This window comes from Streptomyces sp. NPDC050759 (assembly GCF_044456945.1).
In the GTDB taxonomy this organism is placed as follows: domain Bacteria; phylum Actinomycetota; class Actinomycetes; order Streptomycetales; family Streptomycetaceae; genus Streptomyces.
Genome location: NZ_JBITGI010000010.1, coordinates 183,689 through 204,536 on the forward strand (window position 1 = coordinate 183,689; position 20,848 = coordinate 204,536).

At 72.3% G+C, this 20,848-nt stretch carries 18 protein-coding genes; 10 read left to right on the forward strand and 8 right to left on the reverse strand.

All coding sequences use genetic code 11. The features are described 5' to 3' along the window. The first annotated feature begins 158 nt into the window (after positions 1-158). Entirely contained in the window at positions 159-1,187 is a 1,029-nt protein-coding gene (locus ACIBJB_RS28220; RefSeq protein WP_398934356.1) for an O-antigen ligase family protein, read from the forward strand. A gap of 15 nt (positions 1,188-1,202) precedes the next feature. Here ACIBJB_RS28220 and ACIBJB_RS28225 read toward each other — a convergent pair whose 3' ends face one another. Together ACIBJB_RS28225 and ACIBJB_RS28230 are read right to left on the reverse strand one after the other, a co-directional pair. After that, the gene (locus ACIBJB_RS28225; protein ID WP_398934358.1) at positions 1,203-1,751 is read right to left on the reverse strand and encodes a hypothetical protein; all 549 of its coding nucleotides are present in this window, start codon (positions 1,749-1,751) and stop codon (positions 1,203-1,205) included. An 89-nt stretch (positions 1,752-1,840) separates the two neighbouring features. Beyond that, on the reverse strand, positions 1,841-2,629 hold the full coding sequence (locus ACIBJB_RS28230) for a glutamate racemase (RefSeq protein ID WP_398934360.1): 789 nt from the start codon (positions 2,627-2,629) through the stop codon (positions 1,841-1,843). A 57-nt stretch (positions 2,630-2,686) separates the two neighbouring features. On the opposite strand from ACIBJB_RS28230, the gene ACIBJB_RS28235 reads away from it, so the two are divergent. Then, positions 2,687-3,865 carry a glycosyltransferase gene (locus tag ACIBJB_RS28235; RefSeq protein WP_398934362.1) on the forward strand — a complete coding sequence of 393 codons (1,179 nt, stop codon included), beginning with the start codon at positions 2,687-2,689 and terminating at the stop codon, positions 3,863-3,865. A 4-nt stretch (positions 3,866-3,869) separates the two neighbouring features. Here the strand turns inward: ACIBJB_RS28235 and ACIBJB_RS28240 are convergent, their stop codons facing one another. Continuing rightward, the gene (locus ACIBJB_RS28240) at positions 3,870-5,075 is read right to left on the reverse strand and encodes a TerD family protein (protein WP_398934658.1); all 1,206 of its coding nucleotides are present in this window, start codon (positions 5,073-5,075) and stop codon (positions 3,870-3,872) included. Between the two features lie 297 nt (positions 5,076-5,372). Here ACIBJB_RS28240 and ACIBJB_RS28245 point away from each other — a divergent pair, with 297 nt between their 5' ends. The 4 genes from ACIBJB_RS28245 to ACIBJB_RS28260 all read left to right on the forward strand — a co-directional run bounded on the left by ACIBJB_RS28245 (position 5,373) and on the right by ACIBJB_RS28260 (position 10,063). After that, positions 5,373-5,819, forward strand: a complete 447-nt coding sequence (locus ACIBJB_RS28245) for a DUF6643 family protein (RefSeq protein WP_398934364.1) — start codon at positions 5,373-5,375, stop codon at positions 5,817-5,819. 42 nt (positions 5,820-5,861) lie between these two features. After that, positions 5,862-6,689 (forward strand): MOSC domain-containing protein, encoded by an 828-nt coding sequence (locus tag ACIBJB_RS28250; RefSeq protein WP_398934366.1) that lies wholly within the window; start codon positions 5,862-5,864, stop codon positions 6,687-6,689. Positions 6,690-6,910: 221 nt separating this feature from the next. Further along, a complete protein-coding gene (locus ACIBJB_RS28255) occupies positions 6,911-7,516 on the forward strand; it encodes a hypothetical protein (protein WP_398934368.1) in 606 nt (201 codons plus the stop codon). A 111-nt stretch (positions 7,517-7,627) separates the two neighbouring features. Next, positions 7,628-10,063 carry a right-handed parallel beta-helix repeat-containing protein gene (locus tag ACIBJB_RS28260; RefSeq protein WP_398934370.1) on the forward strand — a complete coding sequence of 812 codons (2,436 nt, stop codon included), beginning with the start codon at positions 7,628-7,630 and terminating at the stop codon, positions 10,061-10,063. Here the strand turns inward: ACIBJB_RS28260 and ACIBJB_RS28265 are convergent. Beyond that, positions 10,033-12,351 (reverse strand): hypothetical protein, encoded by a 2,319-nt coding sequence (locus ACIBJB_RS28265; protein ID WP_398934660.1) that lies wholly within the window; start codon positions 12,349-12,351, stop codon positions 10,033-10,035. The two genes, ACIBJB_RS28260 and ACIBJB_RS28265, sit on opposite strands and share 31 nt — an antisense overlap. A gap of 311 nt (positions 12,352-12,662) precedes the next feature. Between ACIBJB_RS28265 and ACIBJB_RS28270 the strand changes: the two genes are divergently transcribed. Further along, positions 12,663-13,493, forward strand: a complete 831-nt coding sequence (locus ACIBJB_RS28270) for a DeoR/GlpR family DNA-binding transcription regulator (RefSeq protein WP_398934372.1) — start codon at positions 12,663-12,665, stop codon at positions 13,491-13,493. 49 nt (positions 13,494-13,542) lie between these two features. Continuing rightward, complete coding sequence (locus ACIBJB_RS28275) at positions 13,543-14,022, forward strand: SRPBCC family protein (protein WP_398934374.1); 480 nt, start codon at positions 13,543-13,545, stop codon at positions 14,020-14,022. Positions 14,023-14,336: 314 nt separating this feature from the next. Here the strand turns inward: ACIBJB_RS28275 and ACIBJB_RS28280 are convergent, their stop codons facing one another. Continuing rightward, positions 14,337-15,482, reverse strand: coding sequence for a PLP-dependent cysteine synthase family protein (locus ACIBJB_RS28280; RefSeq protein WP_398934376.1), 1,146 nt, complete (start codon positions 15,480-15,482; stop codon positions 14,337-14,339). Between the two features lie 348 nt (positions 15,483-15,830). Between ACIBJB_RS28280 and ACIBJB_RS28285 the strand changes: the two genes are divergently transcribed. Both ACIBJB_RS28285 and ACIBJB_RS28290 read left to right on the forward strand, forming a co-directional pair. Further along, positions 15,831-16,154 (forward strand): hypothetical protein, encoded by a 324-nt coding sequence (locus ACIBJB_RS28285; protein ID WP_398934378.1) that lies wholly within the window; start codon positions 15,831-15,833, stop codon positions 16,152-16,154. Between the two features lie 186 nt (positions 16,155-16,340). After that, positions 16,341-16,862: an ATP-binding protein gene (locus ACIBJB_RS28290; RefSeq protein ID WP_398934380.1), complete on the forward strand. Its 522-nt coding sequence runs from the start codon at positions 16,341-16,343 to the stop codon at positions 16,860-16,862. Positions 16,863-17,155: 293 nt separating this feature from the next. Here the strand turns inward: ACIBJB_RS28290 and ACIBJB_RS28295 are convergent, their stop codons facing one another. The 3 genes from ACIBJB_RS28295 to ACIBJB_RS28305 are packed head-to-tail and all read right to left on the reverse strand — an operon-like array spanning position 17,156 to position 20,771. Further along, on the reverse strand, positions 17,156-19,717 hold the full coding sequence (locus tag ACIBJB_RS28295) for an ABC transporter permease (protein ID WP_398934382.1): 2,562 nt from the start codon (positions 19,715-19,717) through the stop codon (positions 17,156-17,158). Then, positions 19,714-20,481, reverse strand: a complete 768-nt coding sequence (locus tag ACIBJB_RS28300) for an ABC transporter ATP-binding protein (protein ID WP_398934384.1) — start codon at positions 20,479-20,481, stop codon at positions 19,714-19,716. The genes ACIBJB_RS28295 and ACIBJB_RS28300 overlap by 4 nt, the downstream gene beginning before the upstream one ends. Beyond that, positions 20,478-20,771, reverse strand: a complete 294-nt coding sequence (locus ACIBJB_RS28305; protein WP_398934386.1) for an SHOCT domain-containing protein — start codon at positions 20,769-20,771, stop codon at positions 20,478-20,480. Before ACIBJB_RS28305 ends, ACIBJB_RS28300 begins: the two co-directional genes overlap by 4 nt. Positions 20,772-20,848: the final 77 nt, after the last annotated feature.

The window sequence follows — 20,848 nt, forward strand, 5'->3', positions numbered from 1 at the left end:
CCGTGATGCGGCCGGGCAACCCCGCGCAACTCGTCCACAAATCACCCATCAGCCGTTACGGTGTGCCGGAGTCCCTGTCGTACGGCCCTTGCGTGCGGGCGGCGAGGACCACAGGTCGGGGGACCGGGGTTTCGGGGGGCGGGGTGGGTTCCACGGGGATGACGTCTGTGGCCGGTTCTGCGGAGGACGGCGACAGACGAAACGTTTCCGACGCGGTGGGCGTGCTGGTACTCGGAGCCAGTGCCACCTGGTCGCTGATCACCGCCGCCGCACACGACGGCCGTCCGGAGGGCGTCCTGCTCGCCTTGCTGGCCGTGGCCGCGGGGTATGCCGCCGGCCGGATCTCGGGGGCGCTGCTGCCGGTCGCCGCCCCGTGCGCCGCCGCGCTGACCGGACTGGGCCTGGCGGTGGGGCTCCCCCACCTCGCACCGGGCCCCGAGATCGCCGCACCGCTCGGTCACGCGGGCGCCACGGCCGCCCTGCTCACGCTCGCCACCGGCGCCGCCTGCTGCGCCGCCTGGACCACCGGATCGCCCGCCCTGCGGCTCGTCCTGCGCCTGATGGCCGTCGGCATCGCGGTGGCCTCGGCCGCCCTGGGATCGGTCTCCGGGCTGGTCACCTGTACGGCGGTGCTGCTGTGCTCCCTCGCGGCGGGCCAGATGCGCCACCGCGGTCCGGGCATCGCGGGTCTCACCCTCGCCGCGACCGCGGTGACCGGCCTGACCTGGGCGGTGGCCGGGAACGCGGTACCGGAAGGACTCGCCGAGTCGCTGCGCGGCCGGCTCACCCCGCACCGCATCGGCCTGTGGCACGACGCCCTGGGCCTGGCCCGCGAGGACACCGCCCTCGGGGTGGGCCCGGGCCGCTTCGGTGAGCTCAGCACGACGGCGGCCCAGTCACTGCTGCCCGACGGGAAACCACACTCGGCACCGCTTCAGATGGCCGCCGAGCAGGGGCTGGTCGGGGCACTTCTGCTGGGGGCGGCCTTTTGCTGGCTGCTGTACGCGCTGTGGCGCTCTCCCCGCCCCACGCCCGTCGTCCTCACCGCGGGCGCGGCCCTGACGGCGCTGGCGGCGATCGCCGCGGTCGGCAACGCGCTGAGCTTCACGATGGTGTCGGTGGGAGCGGGGCTCCTGGCGGGTCTGGCGACGGCCCACCCGCTCACCGAGGAACCGGCCCCGAAGTGACCGATCGGCCCGGTCTCAGTGTCGCGGACCCGTGACGCCGGGCCGCAGCCGGTCGCGGATGACGCGTACGGCGGACTCCGCGTCGTCCACGGTGATCGTGAACGTATGCCCGTCCCACAGTTGGAGGACCACACCCTCACCACGGCGTACGACCACCGCGGTGCCCTTCTCGGGGCGCCACCGGTACCCCCAGCCGCCCCACTGGCGCGGGTTGACGTGGGGGGTGAACTCGGCACCGGCGACGTGCGCCAGCGGGATCCGCCGACGCGGTACGCCGATGTGGCCGCAGCGCACCTCCAGGCACTCCATGTCGACCTTGAGGGCGACATGGACGAAGCCGAGCGTGAGGAAGAGGACGAGCAGCCCGGCCGCGATGCAGCCGACCACGGACATGACCAGCGGGGCGACGCCCGAGGTCCACGCCGAGTCGACGGCGAGCTCTACGCCGAGCGCCACGATCGCGGCGCCGCAGAGCGCCAGCAGCCACTGGACCCGGTTGGAGGCCCGACCGGTCCAGACGTCGGTGTGGTGCGAGGTCTGCTCGCCGTGGGGGTGGTCCCTCATGCCTACGAGGTTACTCAGGTTTCGCCGTGCTGGTAGCTCGTCGCGGAGAGTGACTGCTCCGGGTGGGGCTCTCCGGCCACCCGCGGCGGTCAGCGCGCGGGGGTGGCCGTGCGCAGAAGCCGGCCTTCCGCGTAGGCCAGGGCGGGCGCGGGCAGGGCGCTTCCCTGGCGTCCGCTCAGCAACACCGTGAGGGTGCCGGTGGCCGCGGCCTCGCGCGCGGGCCTCTCGCCGATCCGGCGCAGCGCCTGGGCGGCGACCGCTCCGGCGGAGCCGTGCAGGACGAGTGGCGGACGGCCGGGACGCTGTACGGCCGCGCGGATGCGCTCGGCGACCAGTTCGTAGTGGGTGCAGCCCAGCACGACGGTGGTCACGTCCTCGGGGGTCAGGGCGGCGGCCGCGGTGACGGCGGCGTCGATGGCGGCCTCGTCGGCGTGCTCCACCGCCTCAGCCAGGCCGTGGCAGGGCACCTCGGTGGCCGGTACCCCGTCGGCGAACTCCTCGAGGAGACCGCGCTGGTAGGGGCTGCCGGTGGTGGCGGGCGTCGCCCAGATGGCGAAGGGGCCGCCGCCGGACGCCGCGGGCTTGATCGCGGGGACGGTGCCGATGACCGGCAGACCCGGTTCGAGGCGGGCGCGCAGGGCGGTCAGGGCGTGCACGGTGGCGGTGTTGCAGCCGATGATCAGGGCTTCGGGACCATGGGCGGCGGCGGCCTCGGCGAGGTTCAGAGCGCGCCCGATGATGTCGTCCGGAGTCCGGGGGCCCCACGGCATGCCGTCGGGGTCGAGGGAGAGCACGAGATCGGCGTCGGGGCGCAGTCGCCGTACCGCGGCGGTGGCCGCCAGCAGGCCGATTCCGGAGTCCAGGAGCGCGATCTTCACCCGGCCACGATAGACGATGTGCCCTTGAACGCCGGTCCGGTGGGGCAGACTGCGCGCGTGAGCGCCATCGCGTGGACCGCCGCCGTATCCCTCGCCGCCTGGCTGTGGCTGCTGCTCTGCCAGGGCTTCTTCTGGCGCACGGATGTGAGACTCCCGCCGGAGCGGGATCCGCGGGCCTGGCCCTCGGTGGGTGTGGTGGTGCCGGCTCGCGACGAGGCCGAGGTGCTGCCCGCGAGTCTTCCCTCTCTCCTGGCCCAGGACTATCCGGGCCGGGCGGAGGTCTTCCTCGTCGACGACGGCAGCACGGACGGCACCGGGGAGCTGGCCCGCGAGCTGGCGCGCCTGCGGGGCGGGCTGCCGTTGACCGTGTCCTCGCCGGGCGAGCCGCCGGCGGGGTGGACGGGCAAGCTCTGGGCGGTGCGCCACGGCATCGGCCTGGCACGCGCGCGTGGCCCCGAGTACCTGCTGCTGACGGACGCCGACATCGCCCACGAGCCGGACAGCCTGCGGCGGCTGGTGGCCGCCGCGCACGCCGGTGGCTTCGACGTCGTCTCGCAGATGGCCCGCTTGCGGGTGGAGAGCCTGTGGGAGCGGCTCGTGGTGCCGGCTTTCGTCTACTTCTTCGCGCAGCTGTATCCGTTCCGCCGGATCGGCAGGAAGGGGGCTCGTACGGCGGCCGCGGCCGGCGGCTGTGTCCTGCTGCGCGCCGAGACCGCCGAGCGGGCGCGGATCCCGGACGCCATCCGGCAGGCGGTCATCGACGACGTGGCCCTCGCGCGGGCGGTCAAGGGCGGTGGCGGCCACATCTGGCTGGGCCTCGCCGAGCGGGTGGACAGCGTGCGCCCCTATCCCCGGCTGCACGACCTGTGGCGGATGGTGTCGCGCAGCGCCTACGCCCAGCTCCGCCACAACCCCCTGGTACTGCTCGGCACGGTGGCCGGGCTCGCGCTGGTCTACCTGGTGCCGCCGGTCGCCGTCGTCACCGGCCTGGCCGCGGGGAGTACGGCGACCGTGGTGCCCGGTGCTCTCGCGTGGCTGGTCATGACGGGGACGTACGTCCCGATGCTCCGCTATTACCGGCAGCCGCTGTGGCTCGCGCCCCTGCTGCCGTGCACCGCGTTCCTCTATCTCCTGATGACGGTCGACTCGGCGGTGCAGCACTACCGGGGGCGTGGCGCGGCATGGAAGGGCCGCACCTACGCGCGCCCGGACGCCGTTGCCGGCGAGGAGGGGTGAGGCCTCACTTGCGGCCCGGTGTCCAGTTCATGCCCCAGCCGTAGACCTGGTCCACCGTCCGCTGCGGGCTCACTCCACGGTCGGGCACCAGATAGCGGGCCTCGCGCTGGACGACCAGGTCGTCGCCGGTGTTGGTGATCAGGGCCAGCGCGCACACCGTCGAGGGCACCGTGCACTCGTCGAGGGAGAAGTCGATCGCGGCGCCGTGCTGCGGCTGGAGGGTGACCGTGGCGTGCAGGTCGGCGAAGGACCGCGCCCCCTCGTAGATGGTCACGAAGACCAGGATGCGCCGGAAGTCCCGCTGGTGGTCGAGATTCACGGTGAGGTTCTCGCCGCTCGCGAGGGCACCGGTGCGGTCGTCGCCGTCGAGGTGGATGTACGGCGGCTGGTGCAGGGCTCCATAGGCGTTGCCCAGCGCCTGCACGACCCCCTTGCGGCCGTCGGCGAGCTCGTAGAGGGCGCACAGATCGAGGTCGAGGTCGGCGTGCATGGGCACCGCGCGACCGCGCTTGCTGCCCCAGCCCGAGAACTGTTTGCGTACCTGCCAGTTGAGGTTCACGCGCATCGCGCCCGAGGTGCCGCCCTGTTTGGCGAGGGAGACCGAAGGCGCCGACTTGGTCAGCGTGACCTTGGCGAGGCGGACCGGTTGCGCAGGTGGGGCGGGCGGCGGGGCCATGGGTGCTGTCTGCTGGGGTTCGTCGACGGTAATGCCGAAGTCCGTTGCGAGACCTTCCAGTCCGCTGTCGTAGCCCTGCCCGACGGCACGGAATTTCCAGGCGCCCTGACGACGATAGAACTCCCCGAGAACGAAAGCGGTTTCTACTGTCGCGCCCGTGCTGTCGAACCGTGCCGCCACGGTGCCCCGCCCGGCATCCCGTACTTCGATGTAGAGATCCGGGATCTGGGCGAAGGTCCCGCCGTCCGCGGAGGCCGCGAGTACGACGGTCTCCACCGACGGCTCCACGCGCGCGAGGTCGACGAGCAGGGTGTCGGTCACCCGGCCGCCGTCGGTCCGTTTGCCCTCGTGGCGCACGGCTCCGGAGGAGTGCTGCGGCTGGTTGTAGAAGACGAAGTCGGCGTCGGAACGGACCTTTCCGCCGACGAGCAGCAGGGCCGAGGCATCCGCGTCGGGGACTCCCGGTCCCGAGCGCCAGCCCAATTCGACACGCAGTGCCGTCGTGGGCACCGGAGCGTTCGACCCTTTCGGCATTGACATGTCCGCCCCCATCAGATGTCGGCAGTCCAGGACTCGCCCCGGCGGCCCTTCGAGTTCTACCCGCTCAACCTATTCCCCCGGCACAGCGAACTCCCATCCCGCGGACAGGAAGATCGCCGGTCAACCGTCGGTAACCCGCTGGGAACTCGGCCTTTACACGGATGGGACCTGGATTGGCGTCCCTTTTTGCCGAGTTCGCTCGGATTGGGGATCCCGCGTCACTGCCGACACGGAAAACAACCCTCTTATCGGTCTCCCCAACCAGCACATCGTGGGCTTAACTTATGTGCCATGACCTCCCCCCGCTCCACTTATGGCGGCGGCTACTACTCCGCCTCCTTCCCGGACACTCCGATCTACGACTCGCTCGTGGCCGAGCGGGGCACCCCGCAGATCGCCCCGATCCGGGTCCCTGCCGCGTACGACGTCCCGGCAAGCAACCTGCCCGCGCTTCCGTCCGGCCTGCCCGCTCTTCCCGCGGGTCCCTCCTACTCCTCCTACGGCTACCCGCAGGCGCAGCAGCCCTCTCCGCTGCAGCAGGCGCCCGGGGCGTACATCCCGCAGCAGGCGGCCGCGCCTCGCGGTTATCCCGGGCCGCAACAGCATCAGCAGCAGCCGCGTCCGGCCGGCCCCGGCATGGGCACGGGCTACGAGGCGATGCGCCCCGCGGCTCCCCGGCCCGCTCCGGCGGCTCCCTACCAGGACCCGTACAACAACCAGCAGTACCGCGGGTACTGATTCCCCTGCCGGGCTGTCGGTGCCGGCTGGCACGATGGCCTCATGGGGAATGCGCAGCTGCTGTCGATCCACGTCCATCCGGTCAAGGCGTTCCGGGGTCTGGCACCCCGGGAGGCCGAAGTGGAGCCCTGGGGGCTGGCCGGAGACCGGCGCTGGGCGCTGGTCGACGACGGGGGAAAGGTCGTCACACAACGCCAGCAGCCGCGCCTCGCGCCGGCCGCCGCCGAGCTGTTGCCAGGCGGCGGCGTCGTTCTGTCCGCGCCCGGCATGGATCCGCTGACCGTGCCGGTCCCCGAGCCGGCCGAGACCATCACGCTGGACATCTTCGGGGACAAGGTCGAAGGGGTACCCGCCGCCGACGCTGCCGCGCACGCGTGGTGCAGCGAGTACCTCGGCGCCCGGACCCGCCTCGTCCACATGGACGACCCCGCCACCCGCCGCCCGGTCGAACCCGAGTACGCGCGGCCGGGCGAGACCGTCACCTTCGCCGACGGATACCCGCTGCTGCTCGCCTCCGCGGCCTCCCTCGACGCCCTCAACTCCCTGATCTCCGAAGGCCGGCACGCGGCCGAGGGCCCCCTGCCCATGAACCGTTTCCGGCCGAACGTCGTGGTGGGCGGCACCGACCCCTGGGCCGAGGACGACTGGAAGCTCCTCGCGATCGGGGACGTGACCTTCCGGGTGGCCAAGATGTGCGGGCGATGCGTGGTGACCACCACCGACCAGGCCGCCGCCGTCCGCGGCAAGGAGCCCCTGCACACCCTGGGCCGGCACCGCCGCTTCGGCAGCAAGCTCGTCTTCGGACAGAATCTGGTGCCCCGGTCCCGCGGCACGATCCGGGTCGGTGACCCGGTGACGATTCTCGAATAGGGAAGCGAGCACGGGGTGGCGCGGCGGCCGGCTGACAAAGTTCCGCCAAAGATCCACCCGGGCCCGGACCACGGGAACACCGTTCGAGGGCCCGCCGTTGGGACTTTCATGAGGAGTTCATGAGAGGACCCGGCCGCAGGTGATTTTGCTCTCTCTTCGGCCGGTCCCGCACGTGAACGACTCCGCCGGGGTTATCACGGAGCGGGAAGGGGGTGCGGACGGTGCGAGCGATCAGCGGACTCTGGCGTTGGCGGGGCAACCCGCTGCGCCGCGGGACCGACCTGGCCGAGGCCTGGCTGGGTCTGTTGGCCCTGCTGCTGATCCTGGTCGTCGGACCGGTGATCGGGTCCGTCACCGGGGGTGTGGCCCAGGACGCGCTGCAGCGGTCGGTCCGTGAGCAGCAGGAATCCCGTCGGCTGGTCACAGCGACCGTGATCCGCAAACTGGACCGCTCGCCGCTGGAGGCCGACCCCGAGGCCGCCTCCGGGCGGGATGTGCGCAGCCGTGTGGTGGCCGACTGGACCGCACCGGACGGCACCACGCACAAGGGCACGGTGATGGCCGCCCTCCAGACCCCGCACCGCGGCGACCACTTCAGCATGTGGACCGACCTCCACGGACGCATAGCGGCCCGGCCGCTGGACTCCGCGACCGCCACCACCCATGCCGTCCTCGCGGGCACAGGAGCGGCACTGCTGACCGCGGGCCTGATCGAGGGCGGCAGGCGGCTCGCCGTCTGGCGCATGGTCCGTCGCCGGTACGCCCGTTGGGACCAGGCATGGGACCGCGCGGGCCCGGACTGGGGCCGGGCCGGCACCGGCAGCTGACGGCCTTACGGCTCTGGTCAAGCCACCACCCGCGCGCACGCTACGGTGGACCGGCCGAGGTTCTTCGGCAGCACAAACCCGCGTACGTCGAGGTGGGGGCACAGCAACGCCATGGCACAGGGCACGGTCCAGGTGACGCACACCGGTACATCGCGGTGGCGGCGCCGCACGGGTGAGTACGCGTCCCTCGCCGCTGCCCTGGAGGCCGCGGCCGACGGCGACGTGCTCACGGTCGCGCCCGGCACCTACCGGGAGAACCTCGTCGTGCAGCGGGCGGTGACCCTGCGCGGCCCCGAAGGCTCGCCCGGCTCCGTGCGCATCGCGCCCCTGGACGGGGTGCCGTTGACGGTGCGCGCCTCCGCCGTGGTGCAGGATCTGCACGTGGAGGGCCAGGACGCCGCAGCGCCCGCCCTGCTCGTCGAGGAGGGCACCCCGGAACTCGCCGACATCCGGGTCGTCACCCGGTCCGCGGCCGGCATCGAGGTCCGCGGCGGAGCCCGCCCGACCGTGCGGCGCTGCACCGTCGACAACCCGGCCGGCATCGGCATCGCCGTACTGGACGGCGCGGGCGGGGTCTTCGAGGAGTGCGAGATCGTGGCGGCCGGCCAGTCCGGCATCGCGGTGCGCGGCGGCGCCCACCCCCGCCTGGAGCGCTGCCGGGTCCATCACACCTCCGGCGCGGGACTGGCGGCCACCGGCGAGAACTCCGGGCTGGAGGCCGTGGGTTGCGAGGTCTACGAGGTCCGCGGCAGCGGCGTGCAGATCACCGGCCGGGCCACCGCCCACCTCACCGACTGCGATGTGCACCGCACCACCGCCGACGGCGTCACGCTCGACACCGACGCGGTGCTGACCCTCGCCGACTGCCGTATCCACGACATCCCGGAGAACGCGGTCGACCTGCGCTCTCGCTCGGTGCTCACCCTGACCCGCACGACGGTCCGTCAGTTCGGGCGCAACGGCCTGTCGGTGTGGGATCCGGGCACGCGCGTGGACGCCAACCAGTGCGAGATCTTCGACAGCACCGGCGACTACCCGGCCGTCTGGGTCAGCGACGGCGCCACCGCCGTACTGGACTCCTGCCGGGTGCGCGACGTGCCGGACGCCCTGTTCGTCCTCGACCGCGGCTCCCGCGCGGACGTCGTCGACAGCGACATCTCGCAGGTCCGCAACACGGCCGTGTCGGTGAGCGACGGCGCCACGGCGCAGCTCGACGACTGCCGGATCCGGGACGCGGCGACCGGCGCCTGGTTCCGCGACCACGGCAGCGGCGGCACCCTCAACAACTGCACCGTGGACGCCACCCAGACCGGCGTGATCGTCACCAAGGGCGCCGACCCGACGATCGAGCGCTGCACGGTCGACTCCCCCGCCGAGGCGGGCTTCTACGTGTCGGCGGGCGGCCGCGGCAGCTTCCTGAACTGCCGGGTGACGGGCAGCGGCGGGTACGGCTTCCACGTGATAGACGGCTGCCGTACCACGCTCAAGAAGTGCCGCACCGAGCGCTGCGCGCGCGGTGGTTACGAGTTCGCGGACGCCCCGGACGCTGCGGCCGGAGCGGGTCCCGTCGTCGAGGACTGCACCAGTGACGAGAGCGGGGGCCTGACCCCGCCCGCGGCCCGGGAGCCCGCCGTACAGACCGAGTCCCGCTCGACCGGTCTGCTGGGTGCGATCCCGGGGCAGCGGATCACCGAGCAGGAGCCGCTGGTCGTCCCCGCGGAGCCGGAGAAGCCCTCGCGCACCTCGAAGGCCGTTCTCGGCGAACTCGACGCGCTGGTGGGCCTGGACAGCGTCAAGCGCGAGGTACGGGCGCTCACCGACATGATCGAGGTGGGCCGGCGGCGCCGGCAGGCGGGCCTCAAGGCGGCGTCCGTCAAGCGCCACCTGGTCTTCACGGGCTCCCCCGGCACCGGCAAGACGACGGTCGCCCGGCTCTACGGCGAGATCCTCGCCTCCCTCGGTGTCCTGGAGAAGGGCCATCTCGTCGAGGTGTCCCGCGTCGACCTGGTCGGCGAGCACATTGGTTCCACCGCGATCCGCACCCAGGAGGCCTTCGACAAGGCGCGCGGCGGAGTGCTGTTCGTCGACGAGGCGTACGCGCTGTCGCCGGAGGACTCGGGCCGGGACTTCGGCAAGGAGGCCATCGACACGCTGGTGAAGCTGATGGAGGACCACCGGGACGCGGTCGTGGTGATCGTCGCGGGCTACACCGCCGAGATGGAGCGGTTCCTGTCGGTCAACCCGGGTGTGGCGTCCCGTTTCTCACGGACCATCACCTTCAGCGACTACAGCCCCGAGGAACTCCTCAGCATCGTGGAGCAGCAGGCCGAGGAGCACGAGTACCGGCTGGCACCGGGCGCCGCTCAGGCTCTGCTGAAGTACTTCACGGTGCTGCCCAAGGGTCCGGCCTTCGGCAACGGCCGTACCGCGCGCCAGACCTTCGAGGCGATGGTGGAGCGGCACGCGAGCCGGGTCGCCCAGGTGGACGACCCGACCACGGACGACCTGACCCTGCTCTACGCCGAGGATCTGCCCGAGTCGTCCTGAGACCGCGGACCCGGCACGTCCGGCTGCAGCCGGCCCAGGAGCTTCGCCCGCTCCTCGGCGAAGACGGGGTCGGCCTGGTAGTCGGAGTGGCCCAGGATCTGCGCGGGCAGCGGGTGCAGTTCGGTACGGCCGTAGGCGAGCGGGTCCTTCAGGGGTTCCCGGTCCACCTCGGGGCCGCAGTCGCCGGGGAGCCGGACCGGGCCGCCGATGGGGTCGGTGAGCCGGTAGAGGTTGCGCCAGCAGTCCACGTCGTGGTGCAGCGCGGTGAGCGCGGCCGGACCGAAGTGGGCCGGGAACCAGCGGCCGTAGAGGCGCTCCAGCGGGGAGCCGTAGGTCAGCAGGGCGACTCGCTTGCGGACCGCCGGCTCCAGCTGCCAGGCCGCGGCGGCCGCGAGTACGCTTCCCTGGGAGTGGCCTGAGATGACCAGTCGGCCGTGTGTGGCCCGGGTCCAGGTGGCGATCCGCCAGGTCAGGTCCGGTACGGCGCGTTCGGCGTAGCAGGGCGGGGCGAAGGGGTGGGCGGCGCGCGGCCAGAACGTGCCGACATCCCAGAGGATGCCGATGGTCCGGCGCGCGGAGGGGTCCTTGTAGGCGCGACGGCCCCAGGTGACGAACAGGATGAAGCCGAGGCCGATCAGCCAGGAGCCGAGGGCTTGGGCGGTCTCCGCGGCGCTCTCGACGAAGGCGTACGCCCCGTCGGCGGCCTTGCCGGGTGTCTTGTGGGAGGTCAGGGCGCCCACCAGCGCTCCGGCGCCGAGGAGCAGGGTGCTCGCCGACGTCACCCCGATCAGACGGGGCCCCCGGTCCGTCAGCGCCGCCATCGCGCGGGTGCGGGCGATACGGCGGGTCCGTGCCGCGTCCTTGGGCTCCGCGGGGTACTCACTCTCCACCGTGCCCAGTTGGTCCCGGCCGGAGCGCCAGGTGCGCCGGCCGAGCCAGGCGCAGTGCCCCAGCAGCACGAGAAGGACCAGCGGGATCACGGACGCCTGCCAGGTCAGCAGGACCGGCGGGCCGAGGATGGTGGTGCCGGTGCCGTCCAGCCAGTCCGCCATGCGCTGCGAGACGCCGCCGGACATCACACCGCCCAGGGCGCAGGCCAGCGTCGCCACGGCGGGTCCGGCCAGGCCGCGCATCGCGGCGCGCGGGTCGGGATGCGTGCGGTACAGCAGGTGGGCGACCACGGCCAGGGCGACCACCAGCAGTCCCTGCGCCGAGGCGATGCCGCCGAAGGTGGCGTCCCCCGCCAGCCGGCCCTGCGACTCCCATCCCGGCCGCTCCCACCCGGCGTACACGGCGGCCAGAGCGAGCAGGAGGAGTGCGGTGAGCGGCAGACGCCGTACGAGATGCTCGTCGAGCCGGCGGTCGAGATGCCTCTCGGTGCGGCCTCGGCGGCACACCACCCAGACGACGGCGATTCCGGCGCCGACGAGACCGGCCTCCAGGATCCGGCCGAGGGTGTCGAGCAGTGCGGGGCCGCCCGGCTCGCGGTCGAAGCGGGCCGCCGTCGAGCTGACCGCCGCGGCGATCGTCAGCAGGCCCGCGGCGGTGTGCGCGGCCCGCAGGCGGGCGACCAGGCGGCGGCCGTACCAGAACCCGGGCCGGCCGAGGGCGGTGCGGCCGTCGTCCTCCTCCGGATCGCCCTCGCGCGACATGGGCTGTTGGGACTCGTAGGCGCTCCAGGTGCGGTGGGACAGATACCAGAGGAGGGCGGTGAGCGCGGCCGGGACAAGGGCAGCGAGGGCGAGGCGGCGGCCCGGCCTGCTCCACCAGCCGCCGTCCGACAGGTCGGGCGAAAGGAAGCCCAGCCAGGAGTGCGACTCGGCACACGCGCGGGTGCCCGCGCACTGCCAGGCCACGAGGTCCAGGGCGACCTCGCAGGCGGCGGCGACCAGCAGAACGGTCAGGGTCAGACCGGCGAGTCGTACCAGGAGGCCGTAGAGGCGCACGGTCCTTTTGCGGCCGCGTGCGGTGGGGCGCATCCAATGGGCGAGGTTGACCACCATGAACGGCAGCAACAGCAGCCACAGGGCGCGGGTGCCGTTGCCGGAGGTGAGGTTGCACCAGACGTACGCCTCGGGCACCGGGCCGGTGCGGGCGTCGCGCTGTCCCTTCTCGGCGTCGACGTCGTCGGCGCGGCGGAAGACGGCCGCGATGTCGTCGCCGGTGATCCGGACCGTGCGCGGATCGTCGAGCATCTTCTCCGGCGTGGTGCCGCCCACTCCGTGGACCAGGAGCTCCAGGGCGGTTCCGGATTCTTCTGGCCGGGCGGCCGAGCCGTCCCCGCCCATGGTCGTGACACGTTCCACTGTTGTCGCACTTCCCCCGTGACGCGCTGTCGGCATCTGTCCGTGCGGGCACAAGGATCTCCGGTCTGCGCGGTGCGCACACCCCTCGTCACGGAATCTCCCCGATCCGGGTGACAGCCGGAACCCGGGTGTCATCCCGGTGACCGGAGCGCGACGGGGCGGTCGGTGGCACTCCCCGCCGGGGCCCGTGCGAGTATGGGACGTCCCGCGCACCAGGGTCGGGCAAAATGTGCTTGTGGGAGAGGGTGCGCAGGGCATGTCGGACGGCCCCAGGCGAAAGGACCGGAGCGTACGTGAGTGAGAATCAGAACCTCCTCGCGGAGCAGCGCCGCGCCCTGATCCTGGACGAGGTCCGGCGCCGCGGCGGGGTGCGCGTCAACGAGCTGACCCGCAAGCTCGGCGTGTCGGACATGACGGTGCGGCGCGATCTGGACGCGCTGGCCCGCCAGGGTGTGCTGGAGAAGGTGCACGGCGGCGCCGTCCCGTTGGTCGAGGCGAGCACGCACGAGCCGGGCTTCGAGGCGAAGTCGGGTCTGGAGCTGACCGCCAAGGAGGACATCGCGCGGTCGGCGGCGGAGCTGGTCGCTCCGGGCACCGCGATCGCGCTGTCGGGCGGTACGACGACGTACGCGCTGGCCCATCATCTGCTCGATGTGCCCGATCTGACCGTCGTCACGAACTCGGTGCGGGTCGCCGACGTGTTCCACGCGGCGCAGCGCACCACGGGCCCCCGTCAGGGGGCGGCCACCGTCGTGCTGACCGGCGGTGTGCGCACCCCGTCCGACTCTCTGGTGGGCCCGGTGGCCGACCAGGCGATCGGGGCGCTCCACTTCGACGTGCTCTTCCTCGGTGTGCACGGCATATCGGTCGAGGCCGGACTGTCGACGCCGAACCTCGCGGAGGCCGAGACCAACCGGCGTCTCGTGCAGTCGGCACGGCGGGTCGTGGTGGTCGCCGACCACACCAAGTGGGGCACGGTGGGCCTGAGTTCGTTCGCCTCCCTGGAGCAGGTCGACACGCTGGTGACGGACGCGGGGCTGCCGGCGTCGGCGCGCGCGGAGATCTCGGAGCATCTGCGGCGGCTGGTCGTGGCGGGCGAGTCCGTTGACGGTACAGACATCTGACTGGGCGTCAGCTAGGGTGACCCTTCCCGTTCATGACTGGGGGTTGTCCATGGCTCACCAACTGCGCGAGGTGGGGCTCGACTTCATCGCGACCGCACCCGTACGGCTGGTGTTCGTCCAGCAGATGTCGGCTCCGCCGGAGGCGGTCCACCGGGCGCTCGCCGAGGACGTACCGGGCTGGGAGGAATGGTTCTCCGCGGTGACGCTGGCCCGTTCGACCGGGGACGGCTCGACCCGGGAGATCCACCTCAAGGGCGGCGGGCGCTTCCAGGAGACGGTCCTCGCGGCGAAGGCCCCCGAGCTGTACGCCTACCGCGTCGACGTGGCCAACGCTCCCGGCGCCCGCGCCATCGCCGAGGAGTGGCGGCTCACTCCCGCCGGGGCGGGCACCCACGTGCGCTGGACGTTCGCCGTGGACGGCACGGCGGCCTTCCGCGTCGTCGCCAAGCTGGGACGCGCCGGGCTGGGGCGGGCCTTCCGGGACGCGGTCCGGACACTGGACCGGCGGCTTGCGGTGCGGGGGTCCTAGCCGGGGCACCCTGGGCGATCGGAGCGGGGGTGCCCCGTGAGGGCTCACCGCTCGTCCGGCCGCCTACCGGGCCCGACCGACAGATAGCAGTACGCCCAGGCCCCCTGGGCGATCGGAGCAGGCCCCCGTGAAGGCTCACCGCTCGTCCGGCCGCCTACCGGGCCCGACCGACAGAAGCAGTACGCCTAGGCCCCCTGGGCGATCGGAGCAGGGCCCCGTGAAGGCTCACCGCTCGTCCGGCCGCCTACCGAGCCCGACCGACAGAAGCAGTACGCCGATGGGCCCGTGTGGTCCGCTCGAGGCGGACGTATCCGCTAGTGGCTGCCCGGAAAGACCTGGCCGGGCCAGACCCCCGTCTCCAGCAGTGCGGCGATCGCCGCCGTGTACGGCTCGATGTCCAGGCCCTGCTCGGTCAGCCACGTGTCCGAGTAGTACTTGTCGAGGTACCGGTCGCCGGGGTCGCAGAGCAGGGTGACGACGCTCCCCCGGCGTCCTTCGGCCACCATCTCGGCGATGATCTTCAGCGCGCTCCACAGTCCGGTGCCGGTGGAGCCGCCCGCCCTGCGGCCGATGGTCCGCTCCAGGGCGCGGACGGCGGCCACGCTGGCCGCGTCCGGGACCTTCATCATGCGGTCGATCGCCCCGGGCACGAAGCTCGGCTCCATGCGTGGCCGGCCGATGCCCTCGATGCGCGAGCCGCAGTCGCATGTGACGTCCGGATCGCCGGTGGTCCAGCCCTCGAAGAAACAGGAGTTCTCCGGATCGGCCACACAGATGCGGGTGTCGTGCTGCATGTAGTGGACGTACCGGGCGATGGTCGCCGAGGTGCCTCCGGTGCCCGCCGTGGCGACGATCCACGCGGGTTCCGGGAAGCGCTCCAACTCCAGCTGGCGGAAGATGGATTCGGCGATGTTGTTGTTGCCGCGCCAGTCCGTGGCGCGTTCCGCGTAGGTGAACTGGTCCATGTAGTGGCCGCCGGTCTCCACCGCGAGGCGTGCGGACTCCTCGTACATCGAGCGCGGGTCGTCGACGAAGTGGCACCGGCCGCCGTGGAACTCGATGAGGCGGATCTTCTCGGCGCTCGTCGTGCGCGGCATGACCGCGATGAAGGGCACGCCGATCAGCTTCGCGAAGTACGCCTCGGACACGGCCGTGGAGCCGCTGGACGCCTCGATCACCGGGCGGCCCGGCCGGATCCAGCCATTGCACAGGCCGTAGAGGAAGAGCGAACGGGCGAGCCGGTGCTTGAGGCTGCCGGTCGGGTGGGTCGACTCGTCCTTGAGGTACAGGTCGACGCCCCACGTCTCCGGGAGCGGGAAGCGCAGAAGGTGCGTGTCGGCCGAGCGGTTGGCGTCGGCCTGGACCTTGCGGACGGCTTCTTTCAGCCAGCCGCGATAGGCGGGGTCGCTGCGGTCGACATCGAGGGTGTCGCCGGTCCGGGTCTGCTGAGGGGTGCTCACGGCGGGGCTCCTAACACTGCGCGCCGACGGCGCGTCGCGCGGCCGATGACCCGATCATAGACACCTTCCGAACGCTTCTCACCTGCATAAACACACCTTTGGGGGCCTCAAAGACACCCCTGGGGTCACCACGGAACGCGACCACGGGGGCGCATTCGACCGAGTGCTCCGGGCGCCCCCGGCGAGATGTCATGCGCACTGGTGCGCGACGCCTGTGGCGGGCAGACTGCACCGGACGGGACGGATGTCTCGCACGGGGGCGCACACTGGATCACGACAGGAGCCGGCTCTCGGCCCACGCGGGAGCGACGGGCCGGCACACCGACGCGCACAAGGGGGCGGGGCGGCATGGCGGAGCCGGAGTTCACGGCTACGGGCGTGCGGATCGGGAAGAGGTTGCGCTCGCTCACGCGGGCCGGTCAGGTCCGGATCAACGACGGCCGACTGGAACTGCTCACCAGTTACGGCAGCGAGATAGACAGCGCGCCCGTGCAGGCGGTGCGCGCCTCCAAGCCCTGGTTCGCGGCGGACGACCGGGCCCTCGCGGACCTCAACGGCAACCGGTATCTGCTGACCCTGGGCGAGCACGACCCCGCTCCGGGCGAGCCGGGGCCGCCCGCAGCACGCCGGTTCATCGAGGCCGTACGCAGGGCTGCGGGGCGTAACGGCTGAGTCACCGCGAGTTGCGGTATCTCACCTCCTGAGTCACGCTGATCTCACATCACTCTGGGTTAACCGGCGATCACGCTGTGAACCAGCCCGCCGGGCACGACAGCAGGCGGCCGTTTTCACGCAGGCACCTGCTGGATCGATCCGAACTCCGTGTTCTTCCGGACCTCACGTCGGGGAGTCGCAGCCGTGATCAGTTATCCAAGCAGGCACTGCACGGTGGAGCTTCAAGCCCTGCCGTCGCGGATCGGCCAGGTCCGCAGAATCCTTTCCGCGCAGTTGCGCTACTGGCATATGGATCCCCTCATAGACCGGGCCGTGCTCGGTGTGACGGAGCTTTTGACCAACGTCCACCGCCATGCCCAGCCCGACAAGACGTGCACCGTGGAGATCGAGCTGCTGCTCGACCGGCTCACGGTCTCGGTGCACGACCACGACCCGCGTCTGCCGGTCGTGGCCGACATCAAGGACACCGAGCCGCTCGCCACGTGCGGGCGGGGGCTCGCGATGGTCGCCGCGGTCAGCGAGAGCTGGGGCGTGCGGCCGGAGGGCGAGTCGGGGAAGGCCGTGTGGTTCACACTGCCGACACCCTCTGCCGCGCGGCCACAGCGGCGCACCGTCCTTGACAAGACCCCGCTCAGGTATGCCGAGGTGCGGGTCGACGGCCTTAGGCCCGAACACGCTCCCGCCCGGTCCGCCGTTGCCGGCTGACCGGGCGGTGACGACTCCCCTTCTCACGCGTTCGCCCGCGGGGCGCTTTCAGCCGGTGCCGGGTCGACGACCGTGCTCGGCCCTTCGGGCCCGCACGCGTCCGTCGTCCCGGCACCGGCGTGCGCCTCCGGCTCACTCGCGGACGCCGCGCCGACTCAGTAAGCGTGGCTGGGCCCTTGCCGTCACTCGGGAATCGCCCGCAATACGTCCACCGGGCTGGGCGCGAGCCTCCGGGCCCGCGCGCGGCCGTCGTCCCCGCGCCGGCGCAGTGGGCGTGACCGAGCTCCTGCCCCTCACTCGGTGGCGATCGCCCGCAGTACGTCCAGACGGGCCGCGCGCCGGGCCGGGCGTAGGCCCGCGAGGGCTCCCGCGGCGAGGCCCACCAGGGCCACCACCGCGAGTTGCAGGGGTGGCACCGCGAAGGCGAAGGCGCTGTCGCTCGCGCCGTCCGAGGCCTCGACCAGGACCCAGCCGAGGAAGGCGCCGAGGGCGAGTCCGCCGACCGTGCCGAAGGCGGCGACCAGGACCGACTCCCAACGGACCATGGCGCGGAGCTGGGACCGGGTCTGGCCCACGGCCCTCAGCAGGCCCAGTTCCCGGGTGCGCTCGTGGATCGCCAGGGTCAGCGTGTTGGCGATGCCCAGCAGGGCGATGAGGACCGCGAGGGCGAGCAGCGCGTAGACCAGGGTGAGCATCATGTCGATGCCGCCGGCCGAGGACTGCGCGTACTCGTCGCGGGTCTGCACCTCGGGATCGCCGTATCGCGCCGCCACCTTCTCCACCGCCGCCTTGCCCGCGCCGGTGCTCACACCGTCCTTGAAGGAGACCGCGACGAGCGTGTCGGAGTCCTGCGTGCGGTGCGGGGCCCAGGCCGCGCGGGTGATGACGTAGTCCCCCGCCAGCTCGGACTGCCCGTAGACCGCGCGGACCGTGAAGGTGTCCTTCGCGCCGTCGGTGAAGGTGAGCCGGGCCTTGTCGCCGGTCGTGAGGCCCTGCTTCTCCGCTTCCTTCTCGGTGACGGCGATGCCGTCGGTGCCGAGGTCGCTCAGGGAGCCCCGCACCGTGCCGAGGTCGAAGGTGCGCTCCAGTGCGAGCGGATCGGTGACGGTCAACGCCCGCCCCTTGCCGTCGACTTCGGCGACGCCGCGACCGAGGCCCACGGCCGTGTCCACCTCGGGCAGTTGCTGGACCGCTCCGGCGAGCCGCGGGCTGAGGCCGCTGCCGCCCGCGCCGAACGAGGGGGTGCTGACGGCGACATCGCCCGCGAAGGACCGGGACACGGTCTGGTCCATGGTGGCCTTCAGAGACGCTCCGAACACCGTGAACAGGGAGACCACGGCCACGCCGATCATCAGCGCGCTCGCGGTGGCGGCCGTTCGCCTGGGGCTGCGCAGGGCGTTGCGCCGGGCGAGGGAGCCGGTGACTCCGCGGAGCCGGTCGAGGGGGCCACCGATGACCCGTACGGCTGTCGTGGAGGCGACCGGGCCGAGGACCACGAACGCGGCCAGGGCCGTCACGGAACCGGCTCCCGCTAGCCAGAGGGACGGCGAGACCAGGACGCCGGTGAGCGTCACGGCCACCGCGAGTGCCGCCAGTCCCCCGCCGATGACCGCTCGGACCCGGGATGCGCCCGACTGGTCGACGGCCGTCTCGCGCAGTGCGGCCAGCGGTGCGGTGCGGCCCGCGCGTACGGCGGGCAGCAGCGCGGAGCCCAGGCAGACGATGATGCCGACCGCCAGCGGCAGCGTCATCGACAGCACACTGACCACCAAGTCGCCCTCGGGGAAGGGGAATCCGATCGCCGGGAACAGCGCTTGGAGTCCGGCGGCGATGCCGATGCCGCCCGCGAGGCCCGCGGCCGACGCGGTCACCGCGACCACGCTCGCCTCGGTCAGGGTGGATGCCGTGACCTGACGGCGGGAGGCACCGAGAGCACGCAACAGGGCGTTCTCACGGGTGCGTTGGGCCACGACGATCGCGAAGGTGTTGTGGATGGAGAAGGTGGCGACCAGGAGGGCCACGCCCGAGAAGACCAACAGGAAGGTCGTGAAGATGTCCAGGAACTGGCTGGAGATCATATCGGTGTTCTCTTCGGTCGACTCCTGACCGGTGATCGCTTCAACACCCTTGGGCAGCACGGGGGTCAACCGGTCGACGAGCTCCTGCTGACCGACGCCCGGACCCGCGCGCACCTGGATGCTCGACGCCTCCCCGGGCTCCGCCGTGAGGTACTTCTCGGCGTCGGACACCGTCATGCCGGTGAAGGTCACCTGGGCCATTCCGTCCTCGCCGCCGAAGGTCGCGAGGCCGACGATCGTCACCTCGACGGGGTCGGGCGTACGCAGGACCGTCGTGTCGCCGATCCTCAGATGGCCCCGGTCGGCGGTGCCGCGGTTGACGACGACCTCGCCGGACTTCTTCGGTGCACGGCCTTCGGCGAGTCGGTACGGGTTGAGCTCGGGGTCGTCGATCCAGTTGCCGGCCACGGTGGGCGGGCCCTGGCCGCCGATGGGCTTGCCGTCGGCGCCGATCAGCTGGCCCGCCCCCTGGATGTCGGGGGCGGCGGCCGCGACACCGGGGACCTGCTCGACAGTCCTGACCAGGTCGGTGTCGACCGGCTCGCGCACCCCCTGGCTCTCCCCCGGCGTGGTGATGGCCTCGGCACTGCGGACCACGGCGTCGGTGCCGCTGGTCGCGTTGCCGAACATGGTGTCGAAGCCGGCGCGGAGCGTGTCGCCCATGACGAGCGTCCCGGCGAGGAACGCCACGCCGAGGAACACCGCGAGGAAGGTCCCGGCGAAGCGCCGCTTGTGGGCGCGCAGGGAGGACATGCTCAGCCGTACGGAGGCGTTCATGATGGCACCTCGAAGGCCTTCAGGCGGTCCAGCACCCGGTCCGCTGTGGGGGATTCCATACGGTCCACCAGGCGCCCGTCGGCGAGGAAGACGACCTCGTCGGCGTGGGCGGCGGCGACCGGGTCGTGGGTGACCATGACGACCGTGCGGGCCGTTTGGCGCACGGTCCTGCCGAGGAGGCCCAGGACCTCGCCGCCGGAGCGGGAGTCGAGGTTCCCGGTGGGCTCGTCGGCGAAGACGACGTCCGGTCGGCCGGCGAACGCCCGCGCCACGGCGACGCGTTGCTGCTGCCCGCCGGACAGCTCGGCCGGCCGGTGCCGGAGCCGGTCGCGCAGGCCGACGACCTCGATCAGCGCGTCGATCCACTCCGGGTCGCCCTTGCCTCCCGCGAGGTCCAGCGGCAGCCTGATGTTCTCCTCGACGGTCAGTGTCGGCACCAGGTTGAACGCCTGGAAGACGAAGCCGACGCGGTCCCGGCGCAGCAGGGTCAGACGGCGGTCGTCGAGCGAGCCGAGGTCGGTGTCGCCGATGTAGGAGGCGCCCTCGGTGAGCGTGTCCAGGCCCGCCGCGCAGTGCATGAGGGTGGACTTGCCGGAGCCCGAGGGCCCCATGATCGCGGTGAAGCGGCCGGCCGGAAAGTCGACACTCACCCCGTCCAGGGCCCGCACCCCGGTGTCGCCGCTGCCGTACACCTTCACGGCGTCGACCACCCGGGCGGCCGGCAGCGTCCTCGTCGAGGCGGTCGAAGCGGTCGTGGCGGTCATGCCGCACCGCCCTTGCCCGCCGCACGGCCGAACTGCTCGTCCAGGACGGACAGCCGGCGCCAGTACTCGTCCTCGTCGATCTCGCCCGAGGCGAAGCGGCGGCCGAGCATGGCGATCGGTGAGTCGCCGGAGGGGCCGGCGTCGGCCATGGCGCGCCACGGTCCGCGGCGGCCGCGCCAGACGGTGCGGCGCAGGACGGTGACGACGCCGAGCACGACGGCCGCCCAGATCAGCGGGAAGAAGAGGATCCACGGGCCGGGGCCGCCGTCCCAGTGCGCGAGTGTCTGCATCTCGAGTCATCTCCTTGGTGGGTCTTGTCCTTGGTGGGTCTTTGTCCTGATGACTCGAGACTGGCTCCGGAGAGGGA